Annotated in this window: 11 protein-coding genes, 1 tRNA gene and 1 other RNA gene; 6 read left to right on the top strand and 7 right to left on the bottom strand. The window is 50.3% G+C overall.

Translation table 11 applies throughout. From position 1 onward, the window contains the following. Positions 1 to 45 precede the first annotated feature (45 nt). Positions 46 to 984 carry a glyoxylate/hydroxypyruvate reductase GhrA gene (gene ghrA, locus SK34_RS15790; RefSeq protein ID WP_048233426.1) on the bottom strand — a complete coding sequence of 313 codons (939 nt, stop codon included), beginning with the start codon at positions 982 to 984 and terminating at the stop codon, positions 46 to 48. Positions 985 to 1220: 236 nt separating this feature from the next. Here ghrA and SK34_RS15785 point away from each other — a divergent pair. From SK34_RS15785 to SK34_RS15770, 5 genes are all read left to right on the top strand, one after another. After that, a tRNA-Ser gene (locus tag SK34_RS15785) sits at positions 1221 to 1308 on the top strand. Between the two features lie 44 nt (positions 1309 to 1352). Continuing rightward, a non-coding RNA gene (locus tag SK34_RS24040) (RtT sRNA) lies at positions 1353 to 1489 on the top strand. Between the two features lie 112 nt (positions 1490 to 1601). Then, positions 1602 to 1919: a hypothetical protein gene (locus SK34_RS24680; protein ID WP_128295736.1), complete on the top strand. Its 318-nt coding sequence runs from the start codon at positions 1602 to 1604 to the stop codon at positions 1917 to 1919. A gap of 567 nt (positions 1920 to 2486) precedes the next feature. After that, positions 2487 to 3401 carry an EamA family transporter RarD gene (gene rarD, locus SK34_RS15775; RefSeq protein ID WP_003036060.1) on the top strand — a complete coding sequence of 305 codons (915 nt, stop codon included), beginning with the start codon at positions 2487 to 2489 and terminating at the stop codon, positions 3399 to 3401. Between the two features lie 936 nt (positions 3402 to 4337). Then, positions 4338 to 5261 (top strand): VirK/YbjX family protein, encoded by a 924-nt coding sequence (locus SK34_RS15770; protein ID WP_003036056.1) that lies wholly within the window; start codon positions 4338 to 4340, stop codon positions 5259 to 5261. 383 nt (positions 5262 to 5644) lie between these two features. Here the strand turns inward: SK34_RS15770 and phoH are convergent, their stop codons facing one another. The 6 genes from phoH to putP all read right to left on the bottom strand — a co-directional run bounded on the left by phoH (position 5645) and on the right by putP (position 11985). Continuing rightward, entirely contained in the window at positions 5645 to 6433 is a 789-nt protein-coding gene (phoH, locus tag SK34_RS15765; protein WP_003036052.1) for a phosphate starvation-inducible protein PhoH, read from the bottom strand. Beyond that, a complete protein-coding gene (locus SK34_RS24850; protein WP_008320287.1) occupies positions 6412 to 6708 on the bottom strand; it encodes a hypothetical protein in 297 nt (98 codons plus the stop codon). Before SK34_RS24850 ends, phoH begins: the two co-directional genes overlap by 22 nt. Positions 6709 to 6955: 247 nt before the next feature. Further along, positions 6956 to 8239, bottom strand: coding sequence for an iron uptake transporter deferrochelatase/peroxidase subunit (efeB, locus tag SK34_RS15760; RefSeq protein WP_003836807.1), 1284 nt, complete (start codon positions 8237 to 8239; stop codon positions 6956 to 6958). A gap of 5 nt (positions 8240 to 8244) precedes the next feature. Beyond that, positions 8245 to 9372 carry an iron uptake system protein EfeO gene (gene efeO, locus SK34_RS15755; RefSeq protein WP_003846842.1) on the bottom strand — a complete coding sequence of 376 codons (1128 nt, stop codon included), beginning with the start codon at positions 9370 to 9372 and terminating at the stop codon, positions 8245 to 8247. Between the two features lie 58 nt (positions 9373 to 9430). Further along, positions 9431 to 10264: an iron uptake transporter permease EfeU gene (gene efeU / locus SK34_RS15750; protein ID WP_003036041.1), complete on the bottom strand. Its 834-nt coding sequence runs from the start codon at positions 10262 to 10264 to the stop codon at positions 9431 to 9433. A gap of 212 nt (positions 10265 to 10476) precedes the next feature. After that, positions 10477 to 11985 (bottom strand): sodium/proline symporter PutP, encoded by a 1509-nt coding sequence (gene putP, locus SK34_RS15745; RefSeq protein WP_003036036.1) that lies wholly within the window; start codon positions 11983 to 11985, stop codon positions 10477 to 10479. Between the two features lie 422 nt (positions 11986 to 12407). Here putP and putA point away from each other — a divergent pair, with 422 nt between their 5' ends. Further along, complete coding sequence (gene putA / locus SK34_RS15740) at positions 12408 to 16370, top strand: trifunctional transcriptional regulator/proline dehydrogenase/L-glutamate gamma-semialdehyde dehydrogenase (protein ID WP_048233425.1); 3963 nt, start codon at positions 12408 to 12410, stop codon at positions 16368 to 16370. Positions 16371 to 16406 lie beyond the last annotated feature (36 nt).

The following is a 16406-nucleotide window of genomic DNA, read 5'->3' as shown; positions in this document are numbered from 1 at the left end:
TCGCCGCTATTTATTAGCTGAAACCCGGCATCCGCCGGGTTAGCATTAGTATCCCCGAACGCGATCGACCTGACCCGTTACGGATTTCCCGCTCTCAAGATCCAAAATCGTGCGGGAAATATAGTCCACTGCCTCTGCTGGTCGCGTTACCGCGGCAATATGCGGCGTCATTGCCACACGCGGATGTTTCCACAGAGGACTGGTTTCCGGCAGCGGTTCACGGCTATAGACATCCAGCATGGCACCTTTCACCTTGCCGCTGTCCAGCGATGCCAGAAGATCGTCTTCATTGAGATGAACACCACGCGCCAGGTTCAGCACGTAGGCGCCATCCAGCAATTGGCTAAGTAAATCAGCGTTAATAATACCTACGGTTTCTGCCGTATTAGGCAGGAGGTTGATAAGCACACGAGTTTGGCTCAAAAACGCGCCCAGTTCCTCAGTACCGGCGAAGCTTTCCACGCCAGACCAGGATTTACGCGAACGGCTCCAGCAGCGCAGTGGGAATCCCCATGCTTGCAGGCTTTCGGCAACTTTTGCGCCCAATACACCTGCCCCCATGATCCCGACGGTAAACTCCTCACGAGTATATTCTGGCAACGGTTGCCATTTCGCCTGATTTTTCAATGCCTGATAATCATCAAAGCGACGAAACCAGTGCAGCACCTGACTAACCGCATATTCCTGCATTTGCAGGCCCATACCCGTATCTTCCAGACGGAAAAGCGGGATCGACGCATCCAACATTTCCGGATGAGCATTGAGTTTACTGAGAATAGAATCGACGCCCGCGCCCAGCGCAAATACGGCTTTTAATTTTCGTCCTGCGAGCATTTCAATCGGCGGATGCCAGACCAGCGCATAGTCAGCATGTGCATTATCACCCGCTTTCCACTCACGTACGTTTGCACCAGGTATTGCCTTTGCCAACGCATTAATCCACCAGGTCGTATCGAATGTTGGGTGATAGAAAATTATATCCACATTGTCTCCTGAACATTGTTGTGCGGAACTTTCTCGCACTTATTATCATCATTTTCCGAGGGAACATCAGAGTAGCAAATTTTAGGATGCTGGCAAAAAAAACAATTCCCGCTTATTTATGCTCCATGTTGCTTGAAGTTTGTGTAAATGCACATTTTTTTCAAAAAGTTGATTGACGACGGGGCTGTGTTTCCCCTACATTAGCGCCCGTTCCGGTAGCACAGGAACAACAATATGGTGAGGTGTCCGAGTGGCTGAAGGAGCACGCCTGGAAAGTGTGTATACGGCAACGTATCCGGGGTTCGAATCCCCGCCTCACCGCCATATTTAAAAAAGAGCTCGTACGCAAGTACGGGCTTTTTTTTCGCATATTGCACAGCCTGGCGGGGATGAGAAGCCCGGACCGGGGTTCGACTACTGGCGCAGCCAGTTGGACAGACTGTGAGCACAGCGAACAGGCTGCCCGCAGGGCGAGCGAAGCGAGTCAATCCCCGCCTCACCACCATATTTTAAGAAGAGCTCGTACGCAAGTACGGGCTTTTTTTTCGTATGTTGCACAGCATGGCGGGGATATCGCCCCGCTCAAGGTTTCTGCTCTACTTATCGCTGGTAGCGGCATGCATGAGACTTATCATGCCGGATTTCTTCATCAAATCACGCCAGATCCTCCGGTCCAGATTGCAGGTAATGACCTTCATAGCGGTTTACTCTTTCTCAAGCAACCAGCAGCGGAAGCCATCACCCATTGCCTAGTCCTGCGCAGTTTGCCCGCCAATACTCCCGGTTGTGCTGAGATATCAGCAAGCTGGTGGAGCATCGCTTTAATTTATTCCAGCGCGGCATTGCACCCGGTAATGATGCGCTTAAGCAAGGAATGCTGGCCAGGTGTTGTGAGTCCGGCAGCATCACGAATGGTGTGTAATACAGGGGTGTAAGCATCGATCGATTTCGTCGATCGATTACGTAAAAATTGATCTGCAAAATGAATTATCCCGCATGATTGTCCCTGTGCCACAATCTCTAAAACGAATTTAACTGATTGTTTATAAATCTAATTCCTGTCTTATTTAGGAGCGAACACCTTTTGTCCTGGAAGCTCGGCAGGGAAATAGCATAAAGGATGATGTGATGAAGAGATGCGCACGGTGTAATAAGAAAAGGAGCGTCTTTGAATAGTGGCTCTCACTCGATAAAGAATTCTGCGACGAGTGCTTATTTGATATTGACGAGGAAATCAGGGAAAGGCAAATACTCCCCGTCAGACGTCTGAAAGATAATCCAGCCCGCAATACAAATCGGAAGTCTTCCCCTTGATTTTTATCATCATTTTATAGATACGATTATGATAAATTTCACCTTGTTTTTTATATCACCCTGACTGTAAATGAGATTGAGTACTGTAACAGCACACGTTTCTCTTAAGAGCAGGTACATGCCAGAGTGAAGGGTTGACAATGCTCTTCAGAAGAACATGTCGGTATGGCAAGCAAGGATACACATAAATGGTAAAGTTTCTGCGAAATGGACCCGCAGTTGTTGTTCTGGCATTTATATTATGGGGCCTGATCCCATTGTTTTATCAATATCTATCTGGCGGAGCCCTCGCTGAAATTTTGATGTACAGAGTTTTTTGGTCTATACCTCTATTACTGCCAATAAGATTATTATTTCGTAAGAGAACGTTTTTTCGCGATTTACTGAAAGATAAAACCTCCTTCATATCCTGCATGATAGCAGGCTTGCTAATGGTAATTTCGTGGTCAGCTTTTATTTATGCATTAACAAATCATAAGGTACTCGACGCCAGTCTGGGATATTTTATCAACCCACTTATTGTCATTTGCCTTGGCTGTATTTTTCTTAAAGAAAAACCATCATTATTTCAACTTATAGCAGTAATATCCGGCGTATGTGGTCTTGGCTATCAGATTATTTCCGCAAACAGTTTTCCTTCACTAGCGTTAATCATGGGGTTTTCATTTGCGTTGTACGGACTGGCGCGAAAATTTATCCATTACGATGCAATAACCTCAATCACGCTTGAAACATTCTGGGCTCTACCTGTTGCTCTTTTCATCTTTATCTATACTGGCTCGAGTATAACTACATCATCTGACATCTCTCTGTTCCTTTATATATTAACCGCTCCCGTTACAGTAATTCCGTTAGTGTTATTTGCAGTAGCGCTAAATCGTACATCTCTTATTGTGACAGGTCTTGCTCAGTATATAGAACCATCTTTGCAATTTCTCATTGCCATACTTATATTTGGAGAAGTTATTAATTACTCCGAGCTATTTTGTTTTTCAGCGGTATGGTTTGGATTGTTGCTATGTATATTTGAGAGTCTTTACTATCATTACCGACGTAATCCTCCACGGTCTGAAAGTAATCATCCTGCAGGCACTTTACGGTGATGTACATGCAGAATATAAAACTCAGTACGCTTATTCGTTTCCCTGGAACACGCGCTCAGGTATGAATGAGTAAACAACTCGAGTTTGTTTATTCAAGATTACCACGTCATTTAGGTACATAGGACAGTTGACTGCATGTTCATGGTTAAAGCCGGACAAAAAAATTTTTCCGATACCTTTATACAGATTGGCACTGTTCATCACCGGTGAATCCCCCGGAACACTGCCGCACTGCAACCAGGCATCGAGCTAGTGCATTTCTCTGAGAACGTGAGTGACCAGAGAATGTTGCGGCCGATCGGTAAAGTCTCTGTATCCGGAAATATTCTTAACGGCAGTACCCTATTCGTGCGTCAGCCAGCGAATCAGGTTCCCCTTGGTATTGTTTTGCGGGCCTGTTTCATAACCATACAATGCAAACTCCTTTTCAGTACAAAAGGTTACCAAAAATATACTGGGCATTATATCTGGAAAGAAAGTCAGGAATGTGTATATCCCAATTTAAGTTATTCAATTTGACAATAATCCACGAAAACCGGCGTATTGCGCGGGAATACAGCCAATTGTGATAGCTGTCATCGTTCAAAATTTGTCCTGACGTTCAAAGTCGTGCGTTTTCCAAACACCCATGGCTCGCTGAATCACATGATTTACTTCGTTATGTGGTTGACAAGTCAACCTACCAGTTTACTCAATGAACATCGGTATGTTTGTAAAGTATACTTTGTTTAACAAATATATATGTTCTTCTCTGTAGAATGAAAAAAATTTGTTTTCATCAGGATATGCGAACGAGAGAGCGCCTAATGATTATCAACAAAACTGGCATGTCAGACATGAATTTATTTTCAAAATGTTTCGCATTAACAAAACAGCGTCAGAGATTCCAGTATTTACACCTTGCACGTAAATAAATTTAAACACCCTGAATTAATAATGATACTTATGAAAAATACATCATATCTAAGTTTCTTTAACCAAATTCTATTGGCACGTGGCCCTTTGCATAGCAAATGGAAGAACAAAAAATTTCGACTCATGTATCTTTTACGATCTATGATAAGCCCTGTCTCCAGTATTCGGTATTATCAAGAATTACATTCCCTTAAATCAATTGATAAGATTCTGGAGATGCAACCTACGTTACCAGCCAAAATTCATCGTCCCTATTTACATAAAGGAGGGCTGGCATGGAATCGAAGGAAAAACATTATTGGTCACTACCGTTTTGTCCAGAGTTTACCAGTGAAACACCAGGCGTTATTATTACCCGACAGAGATGTGCTATTGGTCCATTTTACCGGAAAAAATGGTGAGGATTTTGATATTCACTGTTCTTCAGGCGGTTTTGATCGTGAAGGAGAACTGATGTTATCTCTGAGTTTTAACAACACCCCGGTGGCCCGATTGTCCTTCTCGGTTATCCCGTCAAAAAAAGGACATTGTGCATTTATTGGCGGTCTGCAGGGGGCACCAAAAAATATTGGCCCAGACATTATTCGTGACGCTACTAAAGCCTGCTATGGACTATTCCCTAAGCGGATCGTTTTTGAGGTTCTTTGTTCATTGATGCGTTGCTGTGATATCACTAATATTTTAGCAGTTAGTGAACAGAGCCATGTTTTCAGGCAATGGCGATACCGGTACAAGAAACGTAAATACTTTGTTGCCCTGTACAGTGATTTTTGGGAATCAGTTGCTGGTCGTCCATACGGTAATTGGTATAAGTTGCCAATTTATGTAGAGCGTAAGTCATTTAATGAGCTTGCCAGTAAAAAACGCGCGGAATACCGGAGACGGTATGACCTGTTGGATCATATTAATGAGGAAATCATGATTCTTCTGCAAAATCAGATGTAACATAATGTCGTAACTCAGCTCAGAAACTGGCTGATGAATGCGACATCTCGATAAAAGCGTAGCTATCGTTCCGCGTTGGCGAACCATTACACGAACGTCCGCTGAGTGCTGTGAGCTCAACGGGTCGCTGATCCGCGAGACGCATTCATCACTGGATAAACGCATGAGTCTAAAATAAGGTGTTCTCTATTCCACAGTTCATAAATCAAACTTTTGACATATCTCAAGTCAGGCAAGGTTCCCCCTCGACTTCAGATATCCTGGTTTGTACTCGTTTTCGATGTTCTATTTCATCAGAGCATACTATTTCAATTTCTAAAATTTACTTAATAACACACAAATAACAAAGCCCGGTTTCCCGGGCCTTGAAGACGGAGTACTTATCAGTTGTAAGCGTTGAGCGTCCGCTGACAGAGCGCAGAGCGGACGCAATCGTCTTTATTGAAACGAACAATCCCAACCATATCATCTTCTTCGAAACGGGCCAGCGCATCGCTAAGCCCTGAGCGAACGTGAGCTGGAAGATCGCACTGGGTCACATCCCCATTCACAATCACCGTCACATTCTCCCCGAGGCGGGTCAAAAACATCTTCATTTGCGCAGCAGTGACGTTCTGAGCCTCGTCAAGAATGACCACTGCATTTTCAAATGTACGTCCACGCATATAGGCGAACGGCGCGATTTCCACCTTACCAATCTCAGGTCGCAGGCAATATTGCATGAAGGAGGCTCCCAGCCGTTTCACCAGCACGTCATACACGGGGCGAAAATAAGGAGCGAACTTCTCGGAAACATCTCCAGGTAAGAAGCCGAGGTCTTCATCAGCTTGCAGAACTGGACGGGTTACAATGATCCGGTCCACGTCTTTGTGGATCAGAGCCTCTGCAGCTTTTGCCGCGCTGATCCAGGTTTTACCACACCCGGCTTCACCGGTGGCGAAGATCAGCTGTTTACTCTCGATAGCATTCAGGTAGTGCGCCTGAGCTTCATTCCGCGCCGTGATTGGCGTGGCGTCGCGACTGTCACGCGCCATACCGATCGCTTCTACGCCGCCCATCTGCACAAGCGAGGTGACCGATTCATCTTCACGTTGCTTATGACTACGCGAATCCCGCCTCAGCACACGTTTTGCTTCACGACGAGCTTTGATCACTGCTTTTTGTCTTCCCATGGATAGCACCTTGAGTTGTAGGTATACATCACACGTGCCGTTGGCGGCACGATTATGCGCACGAACATCTGAGGGTTGGCTTCCTTGTAAGCCATTGCTTGCTTTCGGATAAGACGCCACACACGGCTACGCGCACCGTACAGGGCGTCAGTAACAAGGATAAGAAGTGAATGAGAGAGAGATTTAGCGGTGACGAGGTGGCTACCGGAAGAGAAACGTCCGCGTAAGGTACTGCTGTTACTGTGAAAAACGTGTCCAGTACAGGACTTTTCCATTCGCGATCTCCATAGTGAATGACTATCACCGCCGGGAACTACCGCTATTACTTATAATTACATCATAACCTTTCGCTAATGCAACAATATTTTTACTTATTGTTAACTTAAATTCTATCTTATCACCAGAGACAGTCTCTTGCAGAGAGATGACAGAATTATTTCAGTCGCATACCGATCATAAAAAATAGTTTGTTCCTTCATCAAGATGTCAGGAAAAACCCCGCTGTACTGCGGGGCATCATCATCAGGCTTCGAGCAGAGACTGTCCCAGATAATTGTCTGCAGTTTTAACGCCCGGCAAAGCAAAGAAATATCCCCCGCCAATCGGTTTGACATACTCTTCGAGCGCTTCACCATTCAGACGTTTCTGCACCGCCAAAAATCCTTTTTCCAGATCGTGTTGATAGCAAACAAACAACAGCCCCATATCCAGTTGACCGGAATTAGTCACACCGAGCGAATAACTGTAGCCACGACGCATCATCAGGCTCGAGTCGGTCTCTTTCGTGCGCGGGTTTGCCAGGCGGATATGACTGTCGAGCGCAATCACCTCACCTTCAGGATCACTGGCATAGTCAGGCACATCATGCTCATGCTGCATACCCAGCGGCGCGCCGGTGTGTTTATCACGACCAAAAATCGTTTGCTGCTCTTTCAGCGGCGTACGATCCCAGAACTCAACGCGGAACTGAATGAGCCTGACGGCCTGATAACTGCCACCTTGCGCCCAGGCAGGTTCGCCCTGCCCATCCGTCACCCACACCACGTCTTGCATCAACTTCGCATCCGTAGCGTCCGGATTCGCGGTGCCGTCTTTAAAGCCAAGCAGGTTGACCGGGGTCTCTTTGCCTTTGCTGCGCGCGGCGTGGTCAGAAATAAACCCTTCACGTTTCCAGCGCACGCTGAGGAGATCGGGCGTATGTTTAATAATATCGCGCAACGCGTGGATGACCGTGTCCTGGGTGTTGGCACAAATCTGCAGCAGCAAATCGCCATGGCACAGCGCCGCATCCAGCGAATCATTCGGGAAGCGGGTCATTTTTTGCAGCTTTTTCGGCATCTGCGATTTCAGGCCATAACGTTCATCGAACAGCGATGAACCAACCGACAACGTCATCGTCAGGTTGTCTGGCGCAATGTATGCACCGAGGATACCTGAATCCATAGGAGGGAGACGCGGATTGGGCGTATCCGGTGCCGGTCCACCGGTGGTCAGAAACGCAAATCGGCTAGTCAACAACCGAAATAAACGCTCAAGATCGGCCTTATCGCTGGCGAGAACATCGAATGCCACCAGCATCATTGATGCCTGCTGCGGCGTCAGGATCCCCGCCTGATGCTGACCATAAAACGGCTGCGTTTCACTACGCGCATCCGGAGACAGTGTACCCGGCGCGCTTTGTGGTTTTTGCGCGTGGGCAACCGGACACCCACCCGCCAGCGCCAGCGCCCCACCCAGGGCGCCCATCCCTTTCAGTAAACGTCGGCGTGACGGTTCGCTCACGCCGTTTTCATTATCTTGCTGCATAGTGCTTAATCCAGACCCAGAACACCGCGTAATTGCGACAAGTCTTCCGCCAGCGTCGTGATTGGCCCTTTCAGCGCATTACGATCGGCATCAGTCAGTTTGTCATAGGTTTCAAAACCGTCTTTGGTACGGTACTTGCTCAGAATGGTATCAACCTTTTTGAAGTTCGCATCCACCTTCGCCAGCAGCTCAGCATTGGATTTTTGCAACTGAGGACGCAGGAGATCGACAATTTTCTGCGCGCCATCGACGTTGGCCTGGAAATCCCACAGATCGGTATGGCTGTAGCGATCTTCTTCCCCACTGATTTTGCTGGCAGCAACTTCTTCAATCAGTCCTGCTGCCCCGCCAACAACTTTAGACGGTGGGAAAGCCAGCTCGCTAATACGCGTTTGCAGGTCAAGAACATCGCTATTTAATTGGTCGGCGTATTTATCCATACCTTTGGTGGTATTGTCGCCAAACAGCGCTTTCTCCAGACGGTGGAAGCCGGTGAATTTAGGATCGGCGGCTTTTTGCTCATAATCATCTTCACGCGCATCGATGCTGCCGTCGAGATCGGAGAACAGTTCAGCAATCGGTTCAATACGCTCATAATGCTGACGGGTTGGCGCATACAGCGATTTCGCTTTTTCCAGATCGCCTGCTTTAATCGCATCAGTGAAGGCTTTAGTGCCCGCAACCAACTGCGCGGTTTCAGCTGTCACATAAGCTTTATATTCGGTAATCGCGCCGCTCAGACTCAGCAGAGCATCGCTCTGTGCGGCATCCGCCGTTGCGCTGCCTTTTACGATCAGTTTGCCTTTCGGGTTAGTCAACAGACCGCAGGTCATATCATATTCGCCAGGCTGCAGGTTAGCGGTCATTTTCTGGCTAAAACCTGGTGCAATGTTTTCGCGCTCTTCAACCACCATAACGCCTTTAAGAATTTCCCACTCCAGCGCTTTCTGGCTGTGGTTCTGGATGATGAACTGCGTTTTCCCGGCGTTAACCGTGATCGTCATCGGTTCACACTGTTTGTCGTTAACCGTGACTTTCACCTGCGGAATATCGGCGGCTTGTGCAGAAAAAGCGGATGCAAACAGCGCGGCAATACCCAACTGCAGCGCACTACGGCGAAAATTAAACGTCATAACCTATCCCTATAAATAAGTATGTTGTAACTAAAAAGTATTCTGCATCGCGTTTTTATCAAGGTGCGGTACGCGATGCCGTAGTGCCTGAACGCGGCGGTAGTGCAAACATAATCAACGCCGGAATCAGGTAGATAAACCAGACAGCGACTTCACTAACGCTTGGCGCTTCCTGATAGCCGAAAATGCCTTCCATCAATGTGCCAAACAGCGAATGCGTCGACAGCACACTGCTCAGGTCAAACGCCACATCCTGAAAATGATTCCACAACCCGGCTTCGTGGAAAGCGCGGATCGCCCCTGCGGCAAGACCGGCAGCTACCAGCAAAATGAACAGGCTGGTCCATTTAAAGAACGCCCCGAGGTTGAGGCGAATGCCGCCGAGGTAAATCAGGTATCCCAGTACCACTGCGGTAGCCAGTCCCAGCATCGCGCCTAACGGCGGCCAGATGCCTACATCCTGCTGGAATGCCGCCAGCAGGAAGAACACCGATTCCAGCCCTTCTCGCGCAACAGCAAAAAAGACCATCATCACCAGCGCCCAACCGTGATGATTACCGCGTTGCAACGCGTTATCGACAGCCTGTTCAAGCTGGACTTTGACGTTGCGGGAAACTTTACGCATCCAGAACACCATCCAGGTGAGGATCACCACGGCAATGACCGCCACGATGCCTTCAAACAGCTCCTGTTCTTTTTGCGGAAATTCACCGGTGGTTTCGTTGATGAAAATCCCTAACGCCAGGCATAATGCCGCCGCCAGCAGAACACCAATCCACATCACACCAATCCATCGACCACGCTGAGTCCGTTTCAGGTAGCTAGCAATCAGGCTGACAATCAGCGCGGCCTCTAACCCTTCGCGCAACATAATTAGAAATGGAACAAACATGCGAAGAACCCTTAAACGTTATTCTCGGTCAATTGATGAAAAGAAAAGTAAATTACAGTGATAGTGATTATCATTACAGCAAAGAAAAACTCAAGCAGAATGTTTTGAGAATGATGACTTAATGTAAACAGTTAGGCGGGTAATGGTTATGCAGGTTTGCGGGGGCGCAATAAAAAGCCCGCGCACGGCGGGCTTCAGGGACAGGAGATAAATTATTCTGCCTGTAAACGCGATGGCGGAGCTGAGTGATAATGCGCGTCAGCCTCGGCAAAACGTTGCTGCATAGCAGTTGAAGGTGCTTTACCCAACAGGCTGAAGACCACAATACCGATGCTGCCGAAAACAAAGCCCGGGATGATTTCATACAGACCCAGCCAGGCGAACTGCTTCCAGACGATTACCGTCACCGCACCGATGATCATCCCTGCCAGCGCGCCGTTGCGGGTCATACGCGACCACATTACCGAGAACAGAACCACAGGGCCAAACGCCGCGCCGAAGCCCGCCCAGGCGTAGCTTACCAGACCCAGCACGCGGTTCTCCGGGTTCGCCGCCAGCGCGATGGACACCAGCGCCACGACCAGCACCATGATGCGGCCAATCCATACCAGCTCTTTCTGGCTGGCATTTTTACGCAGAAATGCTTTGTACAAGTCTTCGGTGATTGCGCTGGAGCACACCAGCAGCTGGCAGCTCAGGGTCGACATAACCGCAGCGAGGATCGCAGACAGCAGAATACCGGCAATCCACGGGTTAAACAGGATTTGCGCCAGTTCAATAAACACACGCTCGGCGTTCTGGTTAACGGCACCAGCAAGCTGTGGGTTGTTGTTAAAGTAAGCAATACCAAAGAAGCCCACAGCCACGGCACCCGCCAGACACAGGATCATCCAGGCCATGCTAATGCGGCGAGCATGAACAATGCTATGGTGGGAATCTGCCGCCATAAAGCGCGCCAGAATATGCGGCTGACCAAAGTAGCCCAGACCCCAGCCCATCAGGGAAATGATGGCAACAAAATTCAGCCCTTTGAACATGTCCACGTTCTCAATGCTCTTTTGTTTAATCACTTCCAGCGAATCCTCGAACCCACCCACACCAATAATAACCATCACCGGCGTCAGGATCAGGGCGAAGATCATCAGGCTGGCCTGGACGGTATCGGTCCAGCTTACTGCCAGGAAACCACCGATAAAGGTGTAAATGATCGTCGCGGCCGCGCCCGCCCAAAGTGCTGTTTCGTAGCTCATGCCAAAGGTACTTTCAAACAGACGCGCCCCTGCCACAATCCCTGAAGCACAATAGATGGTGAAAAACAGCAGAATAACCAGCGCGGAGATAATACGCAGAATTCGACTTTTATCTTCAAAGCGACCGGTAAAGTAATCCGGTAACGTCAGCGCATTGTTATTATATTCGGTGTGTACGCGTAAACGTCCGGCCACCAGCTTCCAGTTGATCCAGGCGCCCAAAATAAGGCCGATGGCGATCCAGCTTTCTGAAATGCCCGACAGGAAAATTGCGCCAGGCAGACCCATCAGCAACCAGCCGCTCATGTCAGATGCCCCAGCAGATAACGCGGTCACGAACGGACCCAGACTGCGTCCCCCCAGAATGTAATCGTCAAAGTTTTTGGTTGAACGCCATGCAATAAACCCTATCAATATCATGCCGAAAATATAGACACAGAATGTCACTAACATCGGTGTGCTAATAGCCATCAAAACTCTCCAAAATTATGTATCAGCAATGCCGTGGCTTGCCGTTTTATTACCCTGCCGGAACGTGGCAAAGATATCTATGTTGACCAGGGCGACCGTATCCTGCCGGAAGCGATGGTTATTCACAATCGATTTAACACACCATTTACATCAAATTTGATCCAGAGTAGATAGCATTTTTCTGTAGGTTGCACTCTCTCACATTTTTTTCGGTTGCACCTTTTAAAAGTGTTAACTACCGCAGAGAAAAAGATTCTGTAATTTTTACAGCCCACATCATAAGACTCATATTTATTAACATCTCATTCATTTCCAAGCTTGCAAACCAAGTCACATTTAACACGGTTGCACAAAGTTGCAACATAGTGGATATTTCTCGGTAACTATCAGACCCGTATTTCAGTACAACAGGAGTAAACGGCATGGGAACCACCACGATGGGGGTTAAGCTGGATGACGCCACTCGCGAGCGTATTAAAACAGCAGCATCACGAATCGATCGCACGCCACATTGGCTGATCAAACAAGCCATCTTTAATTATCTCGAAAGACTGGAAAATGACGACGCGCTTCCTGAACTACCGGCCCTGCTGGCGGGTGCCGCGAATGAGGGTGAGGAGTCAACCACGCCGCAGAATGAAGCGCATCAGCCTTTCCTGGAATTTGCCGAACAGATCCTGCCGCAGTCAGTTTCCCGCGCAGCAATCACCGCCGCGTACCGCCGCGCCGAAACCGATGCAGTGCCGATGCTGATGGAGCAGGCTCGTCTGCCGCAACCCATCGCTGAGCAAGCGCACAAGCTGGCGTACAGCCTGGCCGACAAACTGCGTAACCAGAAGACCGCCAGCGGCCGCGCCGGGATGGTACAAGGTTTATTGCAGGAATTCTCCCTTTCTTCACAAGAAGGCGTCGCGCTGATGTGTCTGGCGGAAGCCTTGCTGCGTATTCCTGATAAGGCAACCCGCGATGCGTTAATCCGCGACAAAATCAGCAACGGCAACTGGCAGTCGCACATTGGACGCAGTCCGTCACTTTTCGTCAACGCAGCGACCTGGGGGTTGTTGTTTACCGGTCGTCTGGTTTCTACACATAATGAAGCCAGCCTTTCACGCTCACTCAACCGTATTATCGGCAAGAGCGGTGAACCACTGGTGCGTAAAGGCGTCGACATGGCAATGCGCTTGATGGGCGAGCAGTTCGTCACCGGAGAGACTATCGCCGAAGCGCTGGCTAACGCGCGTAAACTGGAAGAAAAAGGTTTCCGCTACTCTTATGACATGCTGGGCGAAGCGGCTCTAACCGCCGCTGATGCCCAGGCTTATATGGTTTCGTACCAACAGGCAATCCACGCCATTGGTAAAGCCTCAAATGGTCGCGGCATCTATGAAGGGCCGGGCATTTCTATCAAGCTGTCGGCGTTGCATCCGCGTTATAGCCGCGCGCAGTATGACCGCGTGATGGATGAACTCTATCCGCGCCTGAAGTCGCTTACTCTGCTGGCCCGCCAGTACGACATCGGTATCAATATCGATGCTGAAGAGGCAGACCGACTGGAGATCTCCCTCGATCTGCTGGAAAAACTGTGTTTTGAACCTGAAATGGCGGGCTGGAACGGTATCGGCTTTGTAATCCAGGCCTACCAGAAGCGCTGTCCGTATGTCATTGATTATCTCATTGATCTGGCTACACGCAGCCGCCGTCGCCTGATGATCCGCCTGGTTAAGGGCGCCTACTGGGATAGCGAAATCAAACGTGCGCAAATGGACGGTCTGGAAGGTTATCCGGTCTATACCCGTAAGGTGTACACCGACGTTTCCTATCTGGCCTGTGCGAAAAAACTGCTTGCGGTACCGAATCTGATCTACCCGCAGTTCGCCACCCACAACGCCCATACGTTGGCGGCGATTTATCAGTTAGCCGGTCAAAACTACTATCCGGGTCAGTACGAGTTCCAGTGCCTGCACGGTATGGGCGAACCGCTATATGAGCAGGTCACCGGTAAAGTTGCCGATGGCAAACTGAACCGTCCATGCCGCATTTATGCACCGGTAGGCACGCATGAAACGCTGCTTGCGTATCTGGTACGTCGTCTGCTGGAAAACGGCGCCAACACTTCATTCGTCAACCGCATTGCAGACACTACCCTGCCGCTGGATGAACTGGTAGCCTGCCCGGTCGAAGCCGTTGAAAAACTGGCGCAGCAGGAAGGCCAGGCTGGTCTGCCACATCCGAAGATTGCCCTGCCGCGTGACCTGTACGGTAAAGGCCGCGAAAACTCAGGCGGGCTGGATTTAGCTAACGAACATCGTCTGGCCTCACTTTCCTCCGCCCTGCTCAACAGTGCGCTGCAAAAATGGCACGCTAAGCCAATACTCGAACATCCGGTTGCTGACGGTGAAATGACGCCAGTCGTCAACCCGGCCGAACCGAAAGACATTGTCGGTTACGTGCGAGAAGCGACTCACAGCGAAGTGGAACAGGCATTGCAGAATGCGGTAAATAACGCGCCGATCTGGTTCGCCACACCGCCGCAAGAGCGTGCCGCTATTTTGCATCGCGCCGCCGTTCTGATGGAAGGCCAGATGCAGCAATTGATTGGCATTCTGGTGCGCGAAGCGGGTAAAACCTTCAGCAACGCCATTGCGGAAGTGCGCGAAGCGGTAGACTTCCTGCACTATTATGCCGGCCAGGTCCGCGATGACTTCGATAATGAAACCCATCGTCCGTTAGGGCCGGTAGTCTGTATCAGCCCCTGGAACTTCCCGCTGGCTATTTTCTCCGGGCAGATTGCCGCCGCGCTGGCGGCGGGCAACAGCGTGCTGGCAAAACCCGCGGAACAAACCCCGCTGATTGCCGCCCAGGGTATTGCCATTTTACTCGAAGCAGGTGTACCGCCAGGCGTGGTGCAACTGTTGCCTGGTCAGGGCGAAACGGTCGGGGCGCAGCTCACTTCCGATGAGCGCGTACGCGGCGTCATGTTTACTGGCTCAACGGAAGTTGCCACGCTGTTGCAACGCAATATCGCGACCCGCCTGGATGCTCAGGGACGTCCAATCCCGCTTATCGCCGAAACCGGCGGGATGAACGCCATGATCGTCGACTCCTCCGCGCTGACGGAACAGGTGGTGGTCGACGTCCTGGCTTCTGCCTTTGACAGCGCCGGGCAGCGCTGCTCCGCGCTTCGCGTCCTGTGTCTGCAAGACGATGTAGCCGACCATACGCTGAAAATGCTGCGCGGCGCGATGGCGGAATGCCGCATGGGTAACCCGGGCCGCCTGACCACCGATATTGGACCGGTCATCGATGAAGAAGCCAAAGCCAATATTGAGCGCCATATTCAGGCCATGCGCGCCAAAGGGCGTCCGGTGTTCCAGGCCGTGCGCGAAAATAGCGACGATGCGCGGGAATGGCAAACCGGTACCTTTATCGCCCCGACGCTTATTGAGCTGGAAAGCTTCGATGAATTACAAAAAGAGGTGTTTGGTCCGGTACTGCACGTCGTGCGTTACACCCGTAATAATCTGGGCAGCCTGATTGAGCAAATTAATGCCTCCGGCTACGGTCTGACGCTGGGCGTACACACCCGTATCGATGAAACCATCGCCCAGGTCACGGGCTCAGCACATGTGGGGAACCTGTATGTTAACCGCAATATGGTCGGCGCCGTCGTCGGAGTGCAGCCATTCGGTGGCGAAGGCTTGTCAGGAACCGGGCCAAAAGCGGGTGGGCCGCTGTATCTGTACCGCCTGCTGGCAAACCGTCCGGAAAATGCGTTAGGTATTACCCTTGCCCGCCAGGATGCAGACTACCCGGTCGATGCGCAGCTTAAAGCCGCACTGGTTCAACCGCTGGAAGCGCTCAGCGAATGGGCAACCGACCGTCCAGCACTGCGTGCGCTCTGCCAGCAGTTTGGCGAACTGGCGCAGGCGGGAACGCAACGCCTGCTGCCAGGCCCCACCGGCGAGCGCAATACCTGGACGCTGTTGCCGCGTGAACGCGTTCTATGTATCGCCGATGATGAACAGGACGCACTGGTACAGGTTGCCGCTGTAACTTCCGTTGGTAGCTTAATCCTGTGGCCAGATGATACGTTCCATCGCGACCTGGCAAAACGCCTGCCAGCCGCGGTCTCCGGGCGCATTCAATTTGCCAAAGCGGACAACATCGCCACGCAGCCGTTTGATGCCGTTATTTTCCACGGCGATTCCGATCAGCTTCGCGCACTGTGTGAAGCAGTGGCGGCCCGCGAAGGGGCGATTGTGTCGGTCCAGGGCTTTGCCCGTGGCGAGAGCAATATTCTGCTGGAGAGGCTGTACATTGAACGCTCCCTGAGCGTCAATACCGCCGCAGCTGGCGGGAACGCCAGCCTGATGACAATCGGCTAAGGTTGTGGTTAATTAAGGCTCCGGTAACGGGGCCTT

Origin of the sequence: Citrobacter sp. MGH104 (assembly GCF_001034485.1) — a bacterium.
GTDB classification, from domain to species: domain Bacteria; phylum Pseudomonadota; class Gammaproteobacteria; order Enterobacterales; family Enterobacteriaceae; genus Citrobacter; species Citrobacter freundii.
This window is presented reverse-complemented; position numbering and strand designations above follow the sequence as displayed.